This window comes from Sphingomonas sp., assembly GCF_036387535.1.
Lineage (GTDB): Bacteria > Pseudomonadota > Alphaproteobacteria > Sphingomonadales > Sphingomonadaceae > Sphingomonas_R.
This window is the reverse complement of sequence record NZ_DASVTO010000002.1, coordinates 31,816-47,835: the sequence shown is the minus strand read 5'-3', so window position 1 is coordinate 47,835 and position 16,020 is coordinate 31,816. Positions and strand designations below refer to the sequence as shown.

Below are 16,020 nucleotides of genomic sequence, written 5' to 3'. Positions count from 1 at the left end.
GGCCGGTCCGTGTCCCGCGTCGATCACCCCGCCACCGCGTCGATCGCCTGCGCCATCGCGATGTCCCGTACCGAAAGGCCCCCGGCATCATGCGTGGTCAGCGTCACCTCCACCCGGTTCCACACGTTCGACCATTCGGGATGATGATCCGCCTTCTCGGCCAGCAACGCCACCCGCGTCATGAACGCGAACGCTTCCGAAAAATCGGTGAACAGGAACGACCGCATGATCGCGTCGCGGCCATCGTCATGGTCCCAATCGGGCAGGCCGTCGAGCGCATCGATCCGCTCGGCTTCGGACAGGGGTTCGATCATCGGCGGCGGCTCCTCGGCTGGTATCGGTGCGTCCGCGACGATAGGGTCGGCATCATGCAGAAAGCAATCACCGGCCTCGCCCCCAGCGCCGACGAGATCGAGGCCCTCGCGCGCTTCGCGCTGGCGGCACTGCCTCCGGTGTTTCGCGCGCATCTCGGCGACATCGCGCTCCGGGTCGACGATTTCGCGGAGCAGGAGGTGCTGGACGAACTCGGCATCGACGATCCGTTCGACCTGACCGGCCTCTACACCGGCCGGCCGGTCGGCGAGAAATCGATCACGGATTCCGGGGCGTTGCCCGACATCATCCACCTGTATCGCCGCCCGCTGCTCGATGAATGGGTGGACACCGGTGTCTCGCTGCAGGCGCTCGTCACGCATATACTGGTCCATGAGGTCGGCCACCATTTCGGGCTGTCCGACGCCGACATGCACGCGCTGGAGGACGCCGCCGGATGACCCATCGGCTGCAACTCGGTGGCATCGCGGCCTGGCGCGGCGAACGCCTGCTGTTCAAGGGAATCGACCTTGATCTGCGGCCCGGCGATGCCCTGCTCGTCACCGGACCCAACGGCACCGGTAAATCGACGCTGCTCCGCATCGTCGCCGGGCTGCTCCCTCCCCTGTCCGGCACGGTCCGCCGCCACGGCCGGCTTGCGCTCGCCACGGCCGATGCCGATGCGCTCGATCCGCGGCAGCCGCTTGGCGCTGCGCTCGGCTATTGGGCGCGGCTCGACGGCGTCGCCGACACGACGACCGGCGCGCTGGAAAGCATGGGGATCGCGCATCTTGCCGACGTTCCGGTCCGCATGCTTTCCACCGGCCAGCGCAAGCGCGCGGTGCTGGCCCGTACGCTGGCCAGCGGTGCCGGCCTCTGGCTGCTCGACGAACCCGGCAACGGCCTTGATGCGGACGGTCTCGCCCGTCTCGCCGCAGCGATGGCGGCGCACCGTGCGCGCGGCGGCATGCTCATCGCCGCCTCTCATCAACCGCTCGGACTGGTCGACGCCCACCATCTCGATCTGACGCGCGCGCAGCCGAGTGACGCGGGGCCACCGCCACCCGGCCCGGACATCCGGTCTGCCCCGCCACCGGCATCGGGCGGTCGCCGCTTCGCCACGCTCCTCCGCCGCGACATCGCGCTTCATTATGCCGGTGGTGCCGCCACGCTTCCGATCCTGTTCTTCCTGCTGGTCGCGACCCTGTTCCCGTTCGCGGTCGGGCCCGATGGCGCGTTGCTCGCCCGCACCGGCGGCGGCGCGCTCTGGATGGCGGCGCTGCTCGCCGCGCTGCTGCCGGTCGATCGCCTGGTCGAACCGGATCGCGCCGCGGGCATATTCGATCAATATGCCGTCCGCGGCATCGCTGCCGAAACCGCGATGACCGCCAAGCTGGTCGCGCACTGGCTTGGTTTCGCCCCACCCCTGATGCTGGCGGTCCTGCCGGCCGCCGCCCTGCTCAAACTGAATGGCGGCACCGTACTCCGGATCGAAGCCGGGCTGGCGCTCGGCACGCCCGGTCTCGCCGCACTCGGGCTGCTCACCGCCGCGCTCACCGCCGGTCTGCGCGGGGCCGGCGCCTTGGCCGGCCTCGTCATGCTGCCGCTCGCCATCCCGCTGCTGATCTTCGGCGCCGGCGCGCTCGGCGATCAGGGCGCCGGTGCGCTGAAACTGCTTGCTGCCACCAGCCTGCTGCTGCTGGCGATCACGCCCTTCGCCGCCGGCGCCGCGCTGAAGGCGACCCGAAGCTGATCCTCAGGACGCCGGGCGTGGTACCCTACTCCCGGACCCAGCGCGCGAAGATCGCGGTCGGCAGCAACAGTCCGCGCGCTTCCTCGCGCACCGCCATCTCGCCGCATTCCACGCGCCCGCCCAGATCGGCGGTGGCCTGCGCCAGCAATTCTGCGATCGCCAGCGCCGACATCCGGATCGCATAGACCGTCAGCACCAGGAACTTGGACTTGTCGTCGATCAGGTTGCGGCAATGCGTGATCAATCCCGGCAGATGCTCCTCCAGCCGCCAGACCTCGCCATCCGGCCCGCGCCCGAACTTCGGCGGATCGAGCAGGATGCCGTCATAGCGCCGCTCGCGCCGCACCTCGCGCGCCGCGAATTTCACGGCATCGTCCACCATCCAGCGGATCGGCCGGTCGGACAGATCGGACAGGAACGCATTCGCCTTCCCCGCCTCGACCGACTTCTTCGATGCATCGACATGCGTCACCGCCACGCCCTTCGACGCCAGCGCCAGCGATCCGATGCCGGTATAGCCGAACAGGTTCAGCACCTCGTCGCCCGGCCCGACGCGCTCGCGCATCCACGACCACACCGGCGCCATGTCGGGAAAGAAGCCCAGGTGCCGGAACGGCGTATTCTGCGCGGTGAAGCGCAGATCGTCCCAGCGGATGTGCCAGCCGCCGCGCGGCACATCGCGCGACAGATGCCAGCGTCCGCCGCCATCCTCGTCCGACGCGCCGATGAAATCGCCGTCCGCCGCCCAGCCCTGCGTGGCGGGCGCCCACATCGCCTGCGGTTCCGGCCGGATGAACCGGAACCGGCCATAGCGTTCCAGCTTGCGGCCATGGCCCGAATCGATCAGCCCATAATCGTCCCAAGGCTCGGCGATGATCGTGGTCAGCGGGTTCATGCCGCCGCCTTCAAACTGCCACCGACCGTCGCCAGCGCCTCACCGCCCGCCAGCGCCGCCGCGCCCGCCGCCCGCGCCTGCTGCACCGTCACCGCATCCAGTTCCGCAACCGTCTCCGCCGCCGGCACGATCCGGCCATGGATCTGCAGGTTGCGCGCCAGATGGTCGCAGCGCGCCGCCACCGATTCCAGCCCCATCAGCAACCCGGCCTTCGCCTGCGCCCGCGCGCGCACCAATTCCGCCTCGCTCAACGTTTCCGCGGTCTCGGTCAGCACCGTGCGGGCTAGCGCCAGCGCCTGCGCCGCGCGCGGCCGTTCCGCCGCGCAGTAGATGCCGAACAGCCCCGTCTCCGCATAAGCCTGCGTCCAGCTATAGATGCTGTAGGCCAGCCCCCGTTCCTCGCGCAGTTGCTGGAACAGCCGGGACGACATGCCCCCGCCCGCCGCCGACGAAAACAGCGACAGGGCATGCAGCGCGTCCGCGCTATGGCCTACGCCCGGCCATGCCGCCGCCACGTGGATTTGATCGAATCGCCGCCGATCGTGGTGCGTTCCGCCACCGAACCGCGCCGTCGGCGCGGGCGCGGGGACGCCGCGCGCCATGTCGCCGAACCGCGCCTCCGCCAGCGTCAGCAGCGCATCCTCATCGACCTTGCCCGCCGCCGCCAGCACCAGCCCGCCCGGCCGATATTGCGTCTCGGTCCAGCGACGCAGGTCGCCCGCGGTCAGCGTGGCGAGCGTCGCCTCGTCACCCAGCACCGGCACGCCGATCGGCTGCCCCGGATAGCAGGCGGATTGCAGATGATCGAACACGATGTCGTCGGGCGTATCGCGCGCCTCGCCCAGTTCGGACAGCACGACCTTCTTCTCGCGTTCCAGTTCGTCCGCGTCGAACCGCGGCGCCCGCACCAGATCGGCGATCATGTCCACGCCCAGCGCCAGGTCACCGGCCAGCAACCGCGCATGATAGACGGTATGATCGCGCGCGGTCCACGCGTTCAGGCTCCCGCCGACATCCTCGATATCCTCGGCGATGGCGCGCGCATCCCGCGTGCCCGCGCCCTTGAACACCATATGTTCGACCAGATGCGCCAGTCCGCCCTGCCCCGCCGCTTCCGATCGCGATCCGACATCGGCATAGATCCCGACCGCCAGCGTCTCGACCCCGGCCATCGGCTCGACCGCGATGGTCAATCCGTTGGACAGCCTGTGCACCCGCGCCGTCATGCCCGCGCCCGCGCGTGATCGCCGATATAGCCCTCGACCGCCGCCAGCGTCGCGGGCAGCGTCTCGTAGCGCTCCTCCCGCTCGAACAGCCCGGCGATACGCGACGGCAGCGCGGGACGGCGGCCAATCGCACGCTCCACGGCATCGCGGAACTTGGCCGGATGGGCCGTCGCCAATGTCACCACCGGCACATCGGCCGGCAGGTCGGCACCGCGCGCCGCTGCCAGCCCGATCGCGGTATGCGGATCCAGCACCTGCCCCATCCGGTTGGCGGCATGGTGCATCGCCCCGGCCATGGCCGCGGCGTCGATCCGCGCGCTGCTGAACAGCCCGCCCGCCTCCGCCCGCATCGCCGGCGTCAGCGTCATGGTGCGATCACGCTCGAACCCGGCCATCGCCGCGTGCAGTGCACCGCCATCGCGGCCGTGCAGGTCGAACAGCAGCCGCTCGAAATTGGAACTCACCTGGATGTCCATCGACGGCGCCGCGGTCGGCGTCACGGTTCCGGCCGAATAATCCCCGGCGGACAGTGCGCGGTGCAGGATGTCGTTGACGTTGGTCGCGACGATCAGCCTGGCGACCGGCAAGCCCATCCTGGCGGCGCAATAGCCCGCGAACACATCCCCGAAATTGCCGGTCGGGACCGAGAATGCGACCGGCTTCTCCGGAGCGCCCAGCCGAACGGCGGCGTAGAAATAATAGACGATCTGCGCCATCAACCGCGCCCAGTTGATCGAATTGACCGCCGACAGCTCGAACCGCTCGGCAAAGGGCCGGTCGGCGAACATCGCCTTCACCAGCGCCTGCGCGTCGTCGAAACTGCCATCGATCGCGATATTGTGAACATTCGGCGCCAGCACCGTCGTCATCTGCCGCCGCTGCACGTCCGACACGCGGCCATGCGGATGCAGCATGAAGATGTCGACTTTCGCGCGGCCGGCCAGCGCATCGATCGCCGCCGATCCGGTGTCGCCCGACGTCGCGCCGATCACCGTCAGATGCGCGTCGCGCCCCGACAGGAACCGCTCGAACAGCAGCCCCAGCAGCTGCAACGCCACGTCCTTGAACGCCAGCGTGGGCCCATGGAACAGTTCCAGCAACCAATTGCGCTCGTCCATCTGCACCAGCGGCGTCACCGCATCATGCTCGAACCGGCCATAGGCCTGCACGCACAGCGCCCGCAGATCCGCTTCGGACAACGCATCCGCCACGAACGGCAGCATCACCGCCACCGCCGTATCGACATAGGATTTGCCGCGCAGCGCCGCGATCGCATCGGGGCTCAGCGTCGGCCAGGCTTCCGGCACATAAAGCCCGCCATCGGCGGCCAGGCCGGCCAGGGTAACGGCTTCAAAGCCGAGAATCGGCGCGGTGCCGCGCGTGCTCACATATTGCATGACCCGGCCGCTTAGCCGGGCGGGGTGCGGGGGGCAACTATCGCCCTGGATTCCGTCCGGGGGCGACGCCCGCTACGCACCCCGCATCCGCCGCCGGAGCGCCAGCGCGTAGATCACCAGCGCGATCCCGGCGAAGGCGAACCACTGCACCGCATAGGCGAAGTGATTGTTCGGAATGTCCTCCGGGCTCGGTCGCAGGCTCGGGCTCAGTCCCGGCGCGGCCTGGTCGGATACCAGCAGCAGGATGTGATCGCGGTCGGCATCGATCATCCCGGTCACGCGCCCGCCGGTCCAGCCGACGGGATTCTTCGGATCTTTCGACCATCCCATGTCGACCGCCATGCCCGGGCCTTCGGCACCCGTCCGGCACAGCACGACATGGCGCCATCCGCCCTCTCCCGCTCGGCTCCGTCCTGCCCGCGCGCTCCAGAGCGTCGGCTCCAGGCAATAGCCGCTGATCCGACGATAGAGCAGGCTGCCATCGCTTGGCGGAACCGCCGGCCACGCGACCGGCGGCTTGCCGGGTGCCGCGGCATAGCGCGCCAGCAGTTGTTCCTTCTCGTGCAACCGCCGGACCTGCCACAGGCCCAGCATCGCCATCGCCACTGCGGCAGCGATCACGATCAGCGTCGGCAGGATCGGGATCCGCTTCATGCGTCGCCATCCTTCCCGTCTGTCCGCATGCGTCCCTCGCGCGCATCGTTCCGATATTCGGCAAAGATCAGCATCGCCTTGGCCACGCGCAGCGATCCCACCACCGCCAGCAACGTCACCGGGGTCCAGATCGCGAAATGCACCCAGAAGGGCGGCGACACCGTGAGTTCCAGCGTGATCGCCGCGATCGTGATGAGCGTTCCGATCCCCAGCGTCAGGAACGCCGCCGGCCCGTCATCGACGTTGAACCGCCCATAATCCAGCCCGCACCGCGCGCAGGCGGGCGCGAACCGCGCGACGCCGGCGAACAGGGTCCGCGCGCCGCAGCGGGGGCATAGCCCCTTCAGTCCCGCGGCGATCAGGGTGGGAGCGTTCGAAACCGGATCTGTCATGGTGCCCCAGATAGCATGATCCCCCCGGAACGTATCGCCGTTCCGGGGGGATCATGCTGGACCGATCGTCCTGGCGGGATGGTGGGATCAGCCGGCGTGGATCGTCGCCCCGGCGCTGCCCCACACATAGATGGAAATGAACAGGAACAACCACACCACGTCGACGAAATGCCAGTACCAGGCCGCCGCTTCGAACCCGAAATGCTGCTTCGGCGTGAAGTCGCCCTTGTAGGTCCGGAACAGGCAGACCGCGAGGAAGATGGTGCCGACCAGCACGTGGAAGCCGTGGAACCCGGTCGCCATGAAGAAGGCCGCGCCATAGTTCAGGCCTTTGAACGCAAACGGCGCATGCATATATTCATAAGCCTGGATCGACGAGAACAGCACGCCGAGCGCAATGGTGCACCACAGGCCGAGCTTCAGACCCTCGCGATCACCCTGCAGCAGGGCGTGATGCGCCCAGGTCACCGTCGTGCCCGAACAGAGCAGGATCAGCGTGTTGAGCAGCGGCAGGTGGAACGGATCGACGACCTCGATCCCCTTGGGCGGCCATACCCCGCCGACCGCGTCGACCGTCGACGGGAACAGCGAGAAATCGAACCAGGCCCAGAACCAGCCGACGAAGAACATCACTTCGGACGCGATGAACAGGATCATCCCGTAACGGAGGTGCAGCGACACCACCGGCGTATGATCGCCGGCATTCGCCTCGCGGATCACATCAGACCACCAGCTGTAGAAGGTGTAGAGGATCCCGGCCAGACCCAGGAAGAACACCAGCCCGCCATGCGCGACGCTGTGCATCCACATGATCGCGCCCGACGCCAGCACCAGCGCCGCCATCGAGCCGAAGAACGGCCAGATGCTGGGGGGAAGGATATGATAATCATGGTTCTTGGCGCCGGCCATGTGCGGTCTTCCCCTGTCTCTTATCGTCGTCTTGTTCGATGCTTAGCCTGCGGTCGCGGGCGAATCCACCGGGTAGAATGTGTAACTCAGCGTGATTTCGGTCACGTCGCGCGCATCCGGATCGTCCAGGATCTTCGGATCGACATAATAGGTCACCGGCATCCGCATCGTCGCGCCCGCCTCCAGCGTCTGGTTGGTGAAGCAGAAACACTGGATCTTGGTGAAATATTTGCCGACCTGGCTGGGCGTCACGTTGAACGCCGCGCTGCCGGTGATCGCATGATCCGCGGCGTTGGTCGCGCTGAAGAAGGCGAGTTCGCGCGCACCGATTGCGACTCGCGCCGTCTGCTGCTCCGGGGTGAAGGTCCAGGGCAGGCGCGAACTGACATTCGCGTCGAACCGGACCGAAATGACCTTTCCGACGACCGCGCCAGGTGCCTGTGCCAGCGTCGATCGCTGCGTCGTGCCATCGAACCCGGTATATTCGCAAAACATTCGGTACAGCGGCACGCTCGCAAAGCCCAGCCCGACCATCGCGGCGACCAGCGCCAGCATCCAGTAGCGAACCCGGCGGTTGCGCGCGGTAAGGGAAAGCGGTGCCGTCGCCATCACATGATCTTCGCAAGGCTGATCGCGAAGAACAGGACCGCCAGAGCACCCAGCCCGAGCGCCATCACCAGCGATCGGCTTCGCTGCCGCCGCTGATATTCCGCCTGCTCGGCCGGCGTCATCTCGTGCCGCGGGATCATGCGGCGAACCGATCGACGACCAGCGCGCCGAACAGCACGAACAGGTACAGGATGGAGAAGGCGAACAATTGGCGTTCCGGCTTCATCGCCGCTTGATCGGTTTCCCGACTGATCGCGACGCGCACGGCCAGCACCGCAAAGATCGCGGTAAAAAGACTGGCGACCCCGCCATAGATGGCACCGGTCAGCCCCATCGGCCACGGCGCCACCGCAGCCACTGCCATCGGCCCTGTATAGAGCAGCACCTGAGTCCGCGTGACGCGCAGACCCGACACTACCGGCAACATCGGCACCCCGGCGGCGGCGTAGTCGGTCTTCACATAAAGCGACAACGCCCAGAAATGCGGGGGAGTCCACAGGAACACCAGCGCGAACAACAGAACCGGCAGCACATCGACGTGCCCGGTCGCCGCGGCCCAACCGATCAGCGCGGGAAAGGCGCCGGCGGCGCCCCCAATCACGATGTTCTGCGGCGTCCGCCGCTTCAGCCAGACGGTGTAGACCAGCACATAGAACAGGATCGACACGGTCAGGATCGCGGCGGCCAACACATTGACCGCCAATCCCATCAGCAGCACCGAGAAACATCCCAGCCCCACCCCGAAATGCAATGCGGATTCACGGCGCATCCGCCCTGCCGGCAATGGCCGATTGCGGGTGCGCTTCATCAGCGCGTCCAGATCCGCTTCATACCATTGGTTCAGCGCGCCCGCCGCGCCCGCGCCCAGCGCGATGCAGAGGATGGCGGTGAAGCCGAGCACCGGATGGATCGCGACCGGTGCCGCCAGCATGCCGCACAGCCCGGTGAACACGACGAGCGTGAGCACGCGCGGTTTGCACAGCGCCACGAAATCCCGCCAGTCCGCCGGCATGGCGATCTCGGCCGGGCTAACGATTGGTCGGTCGGTGTACGCAGTGGATGCCATGATACTCGATCGGTTCGCCGCCGCCGCAACCCGGACGGGATCGCGGCGGCGGTCAGGAGGCCTGCTGATCAGTCGATCTTCGGCAGGGTTTCGAACTGGTGATAAGGCGGCGGGCTGGACAGCGTCCATTCCAGCGTGGTCGCCCCTTCGCCCCACGGGTTGTCCCCGGCCGGCTTGCCGCCGATCAGCGACACCACCAGGTTCACGAAGAAGAACAGCATGCCCGCGGCCATGACGCCATAGCCCATCGTCGCGAGATGGTTGTACCACGCGAACGCATCCGGATAGTCCGGAATACGCCGCGGCATGCCGTCCAGCCCCAGGAAGTGCATCGGGAAGAACAACAGGTTCACGCCGACGAAGAACACCCAGAAGTGGAGTTGGCCGAGAACCTCATTGTACATCTTGCCCGACATCTTCGGGAACCAGTAGTAGAACCCGGCGAACAGGCCGAACACCGCCCCCAGCGACAGCACATAATGGAAATGCGCCACCACATAATAGGTGTCGTGCATGTAGTTGTCGATGCCGCCATTGGCGAGCACGACACCGGTGACGCCACCGACGGTGAACATGAAGATGAACCCGATCGCCCACAGCATCGGCGTCTTGAAGCTGAGCGACCCGCCCCACATCGTCGCGATCCAGGAGAAGATCTTGATGCCGGTCGGCACCGCGATCACCATCGTCGCCGCGGTGAAGTACATCTTCGTGTTCACGTCCAGCCCGGTGGTGAACATGTGGTGCGCCCACACGATGAAACCGACCACGCCGATCGCGACCATGGCATAGGCCATCCCGAGATAGCCGAACACGGGCTTGCGGCTGAACGTCGCGATGATCTGGCTGACGATGCCGAAGCCCGGCAGGATCATGATGTAGACTTCGGGATGGCCGAAGAACCAGAACAGATGCTGGTACAGCACTGGGTTGCCGCCGCCGGCCGCGTCGAAGAAGGACGTGCCGAAATTACGATCGGTCAGCAGCATCGTGATGGCGGCCGCCAGCACCGGCAGTGCGAGCAGCAGCAGGAAGGCGGTGACCAGCACCGACCACACGAACAGCGGCATCTTGTGCAGGGTCATGCCCGGCGCCCGCATGTTGAAGATGGTCGTGATGAAGTTGATCGCGCCCAGGATCGAGGATGCGCCGGCCAGATGGAGCGACAGGATCGCCATGTCGACCGCCGGCCCCGGCGACCCGTAGGTCGACAGCGGCGCGTACAGCGTCCAGCCATTGCCCGCACCGCCGACGAAGGCGGAGCCGAGCAGCAGCAGGAACGCCGGCACGATCAACCAGAAGGACACATTGTTCATCCGCGGAAACGCCATGTCGGGCGCGCCGATCATGATCGGGATGAACCAGTTGCCGAACCCGCCGATCATGGCCGGCATGACCATGAAGAACACCATGATCAGGCCGTGCGCCGTGATCAGCACGTTCCAGAATTGCAGCGCGGCATCGCCCTGCTGCCCCGACCAGGCTTCCAGATACTGGATGCCCGGCTGCGCCAGTTCCGCGCGCATCAATCCGGAAATCGCCCCGCCGATGACCCCCGCCAGGATGGCGAAGATCAGGTACAGGGTGCCGATATCCTTGTGATTGGTCGACATGAACCAGCGCTGGAAGAACGCCGGCTTGTGATCCGCGTCATGGGCATGCCCCGACGCATCATGCGCCTGGAAATAGGACGCGTTGGCTGTGCTGTCGGTCATTGGGCCTGCGTGCCTTCGTTAACGGTGGTGCCCTGCGCGACAGGCTGGGCGGTGACGGTCGCATTCACGGTGGGATCGCTGGCGACGCCGCCGACCGAGGGGGCCTCCGGCGCGGAGCCTGGGGCCGCCGCGGCGGTCGACGTCCCGGCGGTCGCCGGGCTCGACGGGCTGGTCGCATCGGGGTTGATCGCCCCGCGCGGGCCCGGCATCGTGCCGCCCTTCGATGCGACCCAGGCCGCGAACTGCGGACGGCTCACCACTTCGACGGCGATCGGCATGAAGGCGTGACGCGCACCGCACAGTTCCGAACATTGCCCATAATAGACGCCGGGTCGATCGACCTTGAACCAGGTCTCGTTCAACCGGCCGGGCACCGCGTCCATCTTGGTCCAGAAGGCCGGCACGGCGAAGCTGTGGATGACGTCGGCGGAGGTCACGATCAGCTTCACGACTGCGCCGGCCGGGACCACCATCCGCTCGTCGACGGCGAGCAGGCGCGGACCATCGGCATCCTTGCGCGCGCGCTGCCCGGCCGCGGCCTGTCCGGGCTCCTTCAACATGTTCGACACCAGTTCAAAATCGCCGTTGTCGGGATATTGATAGGTCCAGTACCATTGATTGCCGATCACCTTCACCGTCAGATCGGCGGGCGGCGGGCTATATTGCTTGGCCAGCAGGCGGATCGACGGCACCGCGATCACCAGCAGGATGATGACCGGCGCCAGCGTCCAGAACACTTCGAGCCAGGTGTTGTGCGATGTCCGCGATGGCGTCGGGTTCGCCGCGCGGCGGTAGCGGAACACCACCCACACCAGCAGCGCGAGCACGAACAGCGTGATGATCGTGATGATCGGCATCAGCACCACGTCATGCATCCATGCCGCATCCTGGCCCACTTCGGTCACCTGATCCTGCAGATGCGCGCGGCCGTCGGGCAGGCCGATGCCGGGCGTCGGCAACGCCTGCGGCAAGGCGCCGGGCGCGGGATCGTTGCTGGCCGGCAGGTTGGCGCTGGCCTGGCCCAGCGCGGCCGGCTTGGGAACGATCGGGGTCGGGATCGGCGCGGGACGAGGAGCATCCGCAACGACCGCGGGCGCAGGTGCGGTGGACGTCGCGATCTGCGGACCCGCCGGGTTGGCCACGGCCGATGGCGGCGCCGCGGTCTGCGCGAACGCAAGCGCCGGGCTCATTGCCAGCGCCACCGTCGCGATCATCGTCTTGAAGCTCTTCATTCATCCCCCGTTACGGGCGGCGAAACGCCTTTGCGTTCCTTTGGCGCACCTATCCGATCGGCCACCTATACCGATGGAGGCCCCCCGCCTCAAGCGTCCGGCACCCGAAAAGCCGCGCACCGGTTGCGGCTTCCCTCCGGCCTGCCTATCTGCGCCGGCAATGACCATGCGGACCGGGGGCCTGGCGCAAGTGACCGAAGACGAGGTGCTGTCGGAATTCCGTGCCGCCGGCGCGCTGTTGGAAGGACATTTTGTCCTATCCTCCGGTTTGCGGAGCCCGCGTTACCTGCAATGCGCCCGCGTGCTGATGGATCCGGCGCGTGCCGCCCGACTCGCACAGGCGCTGGCCCTGTCGATCCCGGACAAGGTGAAGATCCGCGTTGGCGCGGTGGTCAGCCCGGCGATGGGCGGGATCATCATCGGCCATGAAATGGGCCGTGCGCTGGGGCTGGAGGCCATGTTCGTGGAACGTCCGACCGGAACCTTCGCGTTGCGGCGTGGCTTCCGCCTGAATCCGGGCCAGAAGATCCTGCTGGTCGAGGATGTCGTCACCACCGGCCTGTCGTCGCGCGAGGCGATCCAGGCGATCACGGCGGATGGTGGCGAAGTGATCGCCGCTGCCGCGCTGGTCGATCGATCGAACGGCACCGCCGATCTCGGTGTTCCCTTCTACCCGCTGATCCGGCTCGACGTTCCCAGCTATGCGCCCGACGCGCTGCCGCCCGAACTCGCGGCGATTCCCGCGGTCAAGCCCGGCAGCCGTGCGGCATGACCGGGCCGCTCCGCCTTGGCGTCAACATCGATCATGTCGCGACGATCCGCAACGCGCGCGGTGTCGGCTATCCCGATCCGGTCCGCGCCGGGTTGCTGGCGGAACGCGCGGGTGCCGACGGGATCACGGCGCACCTGCGCGAGGATCGCCGCCACATCACCGACGACGACATCGCCCGGCTGACCGCGGCGCTCACGGTCCCGCTCAATTTCGAAATGGCGGCCACGGACGAAATGCTCGGCATCGCGCTCCGCCACCGTCCGCATGCCGCCTGCATCGTCCCGGAAAAGCGCGAGGAACGTACCACCGAGGGCGGGCTGGATGCCGCGGGGCAACAGGATCGGCTGCACGATCTGGTGGCTGCTCTCCGCGATGCCGGCATTCGCGTCTCGCTGTTCATCGAACCCGACGCGCGGCAGATCGATGCCGCGCTGCAGCTCGGCGCGCCGGTGATCGAACTCCACACCGGGCTCTATGCCGAATGCGGCGGCGACGCGCAGGCCGCCGAACTGCGCCGGCTGACCGACGCCGCGGCGCTGGCGGCGAAGAACGGGATCGAGGTTCATGCCGGCCACGGCCTCACCTTCGACAATGTCGCGCCCATCGCTGCGATCCCGCAGCTGGCCGAGCTCAACATCGGGCATTTCCTGATCGGAGAGGCGCTGTTCGCGGGGCTGGAACCCAGCATCCGCCATATGCGGGCGCTGATGGACGCGGCCCGGTGATCGTCGGCATCGGCTCCGATCTGTGCAACATCGATCGGATCCAGGCCTCGCTCGATCGATTCGGACAGCGTTTTCTCGACCGTGTGTTCACCGAAGCCGAACGCGCGCGTGCGGACCGCCGCCCCTTCACCCGCGCCGGCACCTATGCAAAACGCTTCGCCGCCAAGGAGGCTTTTTCCAAGGCGGTCGGAACCGGGTTCCGGCAAGGGGTGTTCCTGCGCGATATCGGTGTGATCAATCTGCCGACCGGCGCGCCGACCCTGGCGCTGACGGGCGGTGCCAGAGCCAGGCTTGACGCGATCACCCCGGCGGGCCACGCCGTCGACATTCATCTGACCATGACCGACGACCACCCGTTCGCGCAGGCATTTGTCATCCTGTCCGCGCGCCCGATCTAAGAAAGACGTTCCGTGAGCGATACCAAGGCCAGCCTCGCCGTCCCGCCCCAGGCGCCTGCCAAGACCACCGACTGGTGGGGTGAGGCCAAGGGGATCTTCTGGCTGATCCTGGCGGTGCTGGCCTTTCACAGCCTGCTGGCCAAGCCCTTCTACATTCCCAGCGAATCGATGATGCCGACGCTGTTGAAGGGTGATCGTCTGGTCGTCACCAAATATCCTTATGGCTGGTCCTATGTCTCGCCCAGCTTCCATGTGTTGCCGTTCATCAAGGGGCGACTGTTCGGGCGCATGCCGACGCGCGGCGACATCGTGATCCTGTCGCCCAACGGCCAGTCGTCCGATTATATCAAGCGGGTCATCGGTTTGCCCGGTGATCGGCTGGCGGTCCGCAACGGCACCGTGATCCTGAACGGCGTCCCGGTGAAGCGGGTGTCCGCCGGCGCGGCGAAGATCCCGGTCGATGCCAATGTGCCCTGCGATCAGCCGCAGGTGATGCAGTTTCGCACCACCGGCGCCGATGGCCGGCTCTATTGCGAACTGCCGCTGGTCCGCGAAACCCTGCCCGGCGGCGCGACGTTCAATACCATCGATCTCGGCGATTATCCGCCGGTGGACGATTATCCCGAAATCACCATCCCGGCCGGGCGCGTGTTCGTGATGGGCGACAACCGCGATCAGTCCGCGGACAGCCGCGTCCCCGCCGACCAGTTGGGCCTCGATGGCCCGGTCCCGGTCGAAAATATCGGCGGCCGTGCGGAATTCATCACCTTCTCGCTCGATGGCACCTCGACACTGTTCAACCCGATCAGCTGGTTCACCGCGATGCGCGGTGGACGTGCCGGAACCAGCCTCCATCCCGACCGTGGCGGCAGCACCGCCAAATGACGGACGCCCGTCCGCGCGCCGAAACGCCCGGTCCATCGGATCACAGCGATCCGACCACGCGGCGGGAATTGCTGCGCGCTGCGGTCTGGCTTGGGCTCGGCTCCGCCATCTTCCTGGCCTGGACCCTGTCCGAAACGCTCCTGCTGATCATCGGCGCGCTCGTGTTCGCCGCCATGCTCGACGGCGGCGCGCGGCTGCTGGGGCGCATCCTGCCGATCGGGCGCGGCTGGCGGCTGCTGATCGTCTGCCTGGGCGTGCTCGGTTTTCTGGTCTGGACCGTCTACTTCGCCGGTGCGTCGATCGCCGGACAGTTCGACATGCTGCGTGCCACCATCCTGCAACAGAGCACCCGCCTGCTGGCGTGGGGGCACCAGGTCGGCATCATCACCGGGGGCGATCAGTTCAATCGGATCGCACAACAGCTGATGGGATCGATCGGCAAGGTCACGTCCGCGGTTGGCACCGCATTCGGTGCGCTGTCGTCGCTCGCGATGATCGTGGTGCTCGGGCTGTTCTTCGCGGTCGAGCCCCGGCTCTACGAACGCGGTGTCGCCTGGATGCTGCCCATGGCGAAGCGCGACCGCTTCTACGATACCAGCGCGAAGCTGGGCCGGACGCTGCGCATGCTGATGGCGGGGCGGCTGCTCGGCATGGCGGTGGAGGGGGTCGGCACCTGGGCACTGCTTGCGATCGGCGGCGTGCCGATGGCCGGGTTGCTCGGCATCCTGACCGGGCTGCTGGCGTTCCTGCCCAATATCGGTGCGATCGTGTCGGGCGTGCTGATCGTGCTGGTTGGGTTCAGCCAGGGCGTGGAAACAGGGCTCTGGGCGGTCGGCGTCTACTGCGTCGTCCAGATCCTGGATGGCTATGTCATCGTGCCGATGGTCGCGCGGCGCTCGGTCGATCTCGCCCCCGCGCTGGTGCTGGGCGCGCAACTCCTGTTCGGCGGGCTGTTCGGCATCATCGGCCTGGCGCTGGCCGACCCGATCGTCGCCATGCTCAAGGTCCTGTTGGAGGAGCGTTCAAGGGCATCTGCGGACACGGCCCGGCACGATCTCTTAACCCCGGCGGGATAGGATC

19 protein-coding genes and 1 pseudogene are annotated in these 16,020 nt (G+C 67.2%); 8 read left to right on the top strand and 12 right to left on the bottom strand.

Features of this window, described 5'->3' with window-relative positions; translation table 11 throughout:
* Positions 1-23: 23 nt before the first annotated feature.
* A complete protein-coding gene (locus VF649_RS00250; RefSeq protein WP_331009938.1) occupies positions 24-314 on the bottom strand; it encodes a 4a-hydroxytetrahydrobiopterin dehydratase in 291 nt (96 codons plus the stop codon).
* A 54-nt stretch (positions 315-368) separates the two neighbouring features.
* On the opposite strand from VF649_RS00250, the gene VF649_RS00245 reads away from it, so the two are divergent.
* The 3 genes and pseudogenes from VF649_RS00245 (at position 369) to VF649_RS00235 (ending at position 2,065) form a co-directional block, all read left to right on the top strand.
* Positions 369-773 (top strand): metallopeptidase family protein, encoded by a 405-nt coding sequence (locus VF649_RS00245; protein WP_331009937.1) that lies wholly within the window; start codon positions 369-371, stop codon positions 771-773.
* Positions 770-1,327 (top strand): annotated as a pseudogene (gene ccmA, locus VF649_RS00240) (heme ABC exporter ATP-binding protein CcmA); the annotation flags it as partial. The gene VF649_RS00245 and the pseudogene ccmA, both read left to right, overlap by 4 nt.
* A gap of 60 nt (positions 1,328-1,387) precedes the next feature.
* Positions 1,388-2,065 carry a heme exporter protein CcmB gene (locus VF649_RS00235; protein ID WP_331009972.1) on the top strand — a complete coding sequence of 226 codons (678 nt, stop codon included), beginning with the start codon at positions 1,388-1,390 and terminating at the stop codon, positions 2,063-2,065.
* Positions 2,066-2,090: 25 nt separating this feature from the next.
* On the opposite strand, the gene VF649_RS00230 is transcribed toward VF649_RS00235, so the two are convergent.
* The 11 genes from VF649_RS00230 to coxB all read right to left on the bottom strand — a co-directional run bounded on the left by VF649_RS00230 (position 2,091) and on the right by coxB (position 12,160).
* On the bottom strand, positions 2,091-2,960 hold the full coding sequence (locus VF649_RS00230; protein WP_331009936.1) for a class I SAM-dependent methyltransferase: 870 nt from the start codon (positions 2,958-2,960) through the stop codon (positions 2,091-2,093).
* On the bottom strand, positions 2,957-4,186 hold the full coding sequence (locus VF649_RS00225; RefSeq protein WP_331009935.1) for a pitrilysin family protein: 1,230 nt from the start codon (positions 4,184-4,186) through the stop codon (positions 2,957-2,959). Before VF649_RS00225 ends, VF649_RS00230 begins: the two co-directional genes overlap by 4 nt.
* The gene (gene thrC, locus VF649_RS00220; protein WP_331009934.1) at positions 4,183-5,583 is read right to left on the bottom strand and encodes a threonine synthase; all 1,401 of its coding nucleotides are present in this window, start codon (positions 5,581-5,583) and stop codon (positions 4,183-4,185) included. The genes VF649_RS00225 and thrC overlap by 4 nt, the downstream gene beginning before the upstream one ends.
* Positions 5,584-5,655: 72 nt before the next feature.
* Positions 5,656-6,237 carry an SURF1 family protein gene (locus tag VF649_RS00215; protein ID WP_331009933.1) on the bottom strand — a complete coding sequence of 194 codons (582 nt, stop codon included), beginning with the start codon at positions 6,235-6,237 and terminating at the stop codon, positions 5,656-5,658.
* A complete protein-coding gene (locus VF649_RS00210; protein ID WP_331009932.1) occupies positions 6,234-6,629 on the bottom strand; it encodes a DUF983 domain-containing protein in 396 nt (131 codons plus the stop codon). The genes VF649_RS00215 and VF649_RS00210 overlap by 4 nt, the downstream gene beginning before the upstream one ends.
* 87 nt (positions 6,630-6,716) lie before the next feature.
* On the bottom strand, positions 6,717-7,538 hold the full coding sequence (locus VF649_RS00205; RefSeq protein ID WP_331009931.1) for a cytochrome c oxidase subunit 3: 822 nt from the start codon (positions 7,536-7,538) through the stop codon (positions 6,717-6,719).
* A gap of 42 nt (positions 7,539-7,580) precedes the next feature.
* Positions 7,581-8,147: a cytochrome c oxidase assembly protein gene (locus VF649_RS00200; RefSeq protein WP_331009930.1), complete on the bottom strand. Its 567-nt coding sequence runs from the start codon at positions 8,145-8,147 to the stop codon at positions 7,581-7,583.
* A complete protein-coding gene (locus VF649_RS00195) occupies positions 8,147-8,287 on the bottom strand; it encodes a hypothetical protein (RefSeq protein WP_331009973.1) in 141 nt (46 codons plus the stop codon). Before VF649_RS00195 ends, VF649_RS00200 begins: the two co-directional genes overlap by 1 nt.
* On the bottom strand, positions 8,284-9,213 hold the full coding sequence (locus tag VF649_RS00190) for a heme o synthase (protein WP_331009929.1): 930 nt from the start codon (positions 9,211-9,213) through the stop codon (positions 8,284-8,286). The genes VF649_RS00195 and VF649_RS00190 overlap by 4 nt, the downstream gene beginning before the upstream one ends.
* A 68-nt stretch (positions 9,214-9,281) precedes the next feature.
* Positions 9,282-10,928: a cytochrome c oxidase subunit I gene (gene ctaD, locus VF649_RS00185; RefSeq protein ID WP_331009928.1), complete on the bottom strand. Its 1,647-nt coding sequence runs from the start codon at positions 10,926-10,928 to the stop codon at positions 9,282-9,284.
* The gene (gene coxB, locus VF649_RS00180) at positions 10,925-12,160 is read right to left on the bottom strand and encodes a cytochrome c oxidase subunit II (RefSeq protein WP_331009927.1); all 1,236 of its coding nucleotides are present in this window, start codon (positions 12,158-12,160) and stop codon (positions 10,925-10,927) included. Before coxB ends, ctaD begins: the two co-directional genes overlap by 4 nt.
* Before the next feature lie 190 nt (positions 12,161-12,350).
* Here coxB and pyrE point away from each other — a divergent pair, with 190 nt between their 5' ends.
* From pyrE to VF649_RS00155, 5 genes are read left to right on the top strand one after another with little or no spacing between them, the layout of a single operon-like run.
* Positions 12,351-12,932 (top strand): orotate phosphoribosyltransferase, encoded by a 582-nt coding sequence (gene pyrE / locus VF649_RS00175; protein ID WP_331009971.1) that lies wholly within the window; start codon positions 12,351-12,353, stop codon positions 12,930-12,932.
* Entirely contained in the window at positions 12,929-13,657 is a 729-nt protein-coding gene (locus VF649_RS00170) for a pyridoxine 5'-phosphate synthase (protein ID WP_331009926.1), read from the top strand. The genes pyrE and VF649_RS00170 overlap by 4 nt, the downstream gene beginning before the upstream one ends.
* Positions 13,654-14,055: a holo-ACP synthase gene (gene acpS / locus VF649_RS00165; protein ID WP_331009925.1), complete on the top strand. Its 402-nt coding sequence runs from the start codon at positions 13,654-13,656 to the stop codon at positions 14,053-14,055. Before VF649_RS00170 ends, acpS begins: the two co-directional genes overlap by 4 nt.
* 12 nt (positions 14,056-14,067) lie before the next feature.
* Positions 14,068-14,940, top strand: coding sequence for a signal peptidase I (gene lepB, locus VF649_RS00160; RefSeq protein WP_331009924.1), 873 nt, complete (start codon positions 14,068-14,070; stop codon positions 14,938-14,940).
* A complete protein-coding gene (locus tag VF649_RS00155) occupies positions 14,937-16,016 on the top strand; it encodes an AI-2E family transporter (RefSeq protein ID WP_331009923.1) in 1,080 nt (359 codons plus the stop codon). The genes lepB and VF649_RS00155 overlap by 4 nt, the downstream gene beginning before the upstream one ends.
* Positions 16,017-16,020: the final 4 nt, after the last annotated feature.